The sequence below is a fragment of the Tepidiforma sp. genome, assembly GCF_034432735.1.
Lineage (GTDB): Bacteria > Chloroflexota > Dehalococcoidia > Tepidiformales > Tepidiformaceae > Tepidiforma.
The window spans coordinates 1-2,524 of the sequence record NZ_DAOUBJ010000132.1 but is presented as its reverse complement, the minus strand read 5'-3'; the positions used below and the strand labels follow the sequence as shown (position 1 = coordinate 2,524).

The 2,524-nt window shown below is 70.2% G+C and carries 2 protein-coding genes; one reads left to right on the top strand and one right to left on the bottom strand.

Annotation, left to right across the window (positions count from 1 at the left end; genetic code table 11):
• Positions 1–934 (top strand): alanine dehydrogenase (locus VAE53_RS11825; protein WP_322819572.1); only part of this gene is annotated, 934 nt, incomplete at its 5' end.
• A 4-nt stretch (positions 935–938) separates the two neighbouring features.
• Here VAE53_RS11825 and VAE53_RS11820 read toward each other — a convergent pair.
• Positions 939–2,524: MFS transporter (locus VAE53_RS11820; protein WP_322819571.1), on the bottom strand; the 1,586-nt coding region annotated here is incomplete at its 5' end.

The window sequence follows — 2,524 nt, the reverse complement described above, 5'->3', positions numbered from 1 at the left end:
GGCCGATGAGGTTTGGGGGAGGTGCGAGCTGGTGGTGAAGGTGAAGGAGCCGGTGCCGAGCGAGTACGGATACTTGCGCCCGGGGCTGACGCTTTTTACGTACCTTCACTTGGCGGCGGACCGGGGGCTGACGGAGCGACTGGTGGCCTCGGGGACGACGGCGTTGGCGTACGAGCTGGTCCGGAAGGCGGATGGGAGCCTGCCGTTGCTGGCGCCGATGTCGCAGGTGGCGGGGCGGATGGCGGCGGAGATCGGGGCGCAGTTGCTGAAGCATCCGGGGCCGGGGCGTGGGAAGCTGTTGGGCGGGGTGGCGGGGGTGCCGCCGGGGCGGGTGGTGATCCTGGGTTCGGGGCAGGTGGCGACGGCGGCGGCGCGGGTGATGATGGGGCTGGAAGCGCGGGTGATGGTGATGTCGCGGGACCTCTCGCGGCTGGCGTATCTCCAGGAGCATTTCGGCGGGCGGATCGGGACGCGGGTGTCGTCGCCGCAGGCGGTGGCGGAGGAGTTGGCGGGGGCGGATCTGGCGATTCTGGCGGTGCTGGTTCCGGGGCACGCGGCACCGAAGGTGGTGACGCGGCAGATGGTTCGGTCGATGGGGGAGGGTGCGGTGTTGGTGGACGTTTCTATCGACCAAGGCGGGGCCTCGGAGACGAGCCGGCCGACGACTCATAGCGCACCGACCTACGTGGAGGAGGGGGTGGTGCACTACTGTGTGACGAACATGCCGGGGGCGGTGCCGCAGACGAGCACGCAGGCGCTGACGAGCGCGACGCTCCCATTCGTGGAGGAGCTGGCCGATTTCGGGGTGGAGGGTGCGCTGCGGCGGGATCGGGCGTTGGCGGAGGCGCTGAGTACCTACGGTGGTGCGCTGATTGCGGGGCCAGTGGCGGAGGACTTCGGGATGGCAGGGGTGCCGAACCCGTTCTTGGGGTGAGGTGTCACTGCGCTGCTGCGGCGGCCCGGCGCTGGAAGTCGGCGAGGAATTCGGCCATGGTGCGCTGGGCGTCTTCGGCGCAGTAGTGGCTGGCGCGGTATACGAGCCAGGTGCCGAGGAGCATGACGGCGGTGGTTGCGGAGAGCATCGCCCAGCGGAGGGCTTCGCCTTCGGCCATGCCGGCGGAGGCCTGGAGGAGTTCGGAGATGGCACCGACGATGAGGGGGGCGGCTGCGGCGCCGAAGACGGCGAGGGCGAGCCCGAAGGCGGAGAAGGCCTGGGAGCGAATGCGCGGGGGCGAGACGGCGGCGACGATGGAGATGAGGCCGGGGGTGCCGAGCGAGGCGATCAGGGCGCCGAGGCTGAGGAGGAGGAGGCAGAGGGTGGCATCGGTGACGAGGAAGGCGAGGGACCAGGTGACGGTGAGGACGAGGGTGGCGACGACGCCGACGCGGCCGAGGTAGCGGAAGCCGCGGGCGGTGTTGCGGTCGGCGAAGGGCCCACCGTACCAGGTGCCAACGAAGGCGGCGAGGGCGAGGGCGGCCAGTGCTCCGCCGGCGGCGGTCGAGAAGCCGTATTGGCGTTCGAAGAGGGCGGGAATCCAGAAGACGACGCCGAAGAGGGAGAAGCCGAATGCGGCGTTGGTGAAGATGAGCAGGCGGAGGGAGGGGATGCGGAAGATGGTGCCGAGGCTCTGGCGGAATCCGAGCTTGTCGGGGGGGTCTTGGAGGAAGGCGGCGAAGATGGGGTCTTGGCGGGCGGCGACGAGGAGGTCGGCTTCGCCACGACGGGGTTCGCGGAGGCGGAGGGCATAGATGCCGAGGAGGAGGCCGGGGATGGCGGCGGCTGCGAAGCCCCAGCGCCAACCGACGGCTGCCACGATGGCGCCGCCGATGATGGCTCCGAGGACCTGACCGAGGGGGTTGGCGGAGCGGTGGTACCCGAGCGCGCGTCCGCGGACGCTGACCGGGTAGTAATCGGCGAGGAGGCTGGCGTGGGTGGGGACGATGGTGCCCTGGCCGAATCCGAGGAGGGCTCGGGTGAGGAAGAGTTGGATGAAGTTCTGCGAGGCGGCTGCGAGGAGCCCCGCGCCGCCCCAGACGATGGCGCCGCCGGAGAGGATGGAGACGCGTCGCCAGCGGTCGGCCCAGTTGCCGGCGGGGAGGGAGATGATGCCGGTGATGAAGACGACGGCGAGCGGGAGGAGGCCGACGGCCCAGTCGGGGAGGCCGAAGTCGCGGCGGATATCCTCCATGGAGACGGCGAGGACTGCGCGGTCGAGCTCGTCGACGGCGTTGAGGACGAAGAGGACGACGAGGGGGGCGAGCCCGAAATCGCGGAGGCGCGGTTTGGGGAGGGCTTGGGCGGGCGCGGTGGGTGGTGAGGGCATCGCTCGGGGCTGCCTCGCGAGGGATGGTGCGTGTGGGTACGAATTCGATTCGTGAATTTTGCGACATTCGTTTTCTTGGAGCGAACGTCGACGTTTCGATAAGGTAGGAAGGGCAGGATAGCGGCGGAGGCCGGTGCCCGGGTTGGCACGCGCTCCGAGCGCGAGCTGCGGTTCGGTATCGGCGCCCCGCCAGCGGGCGA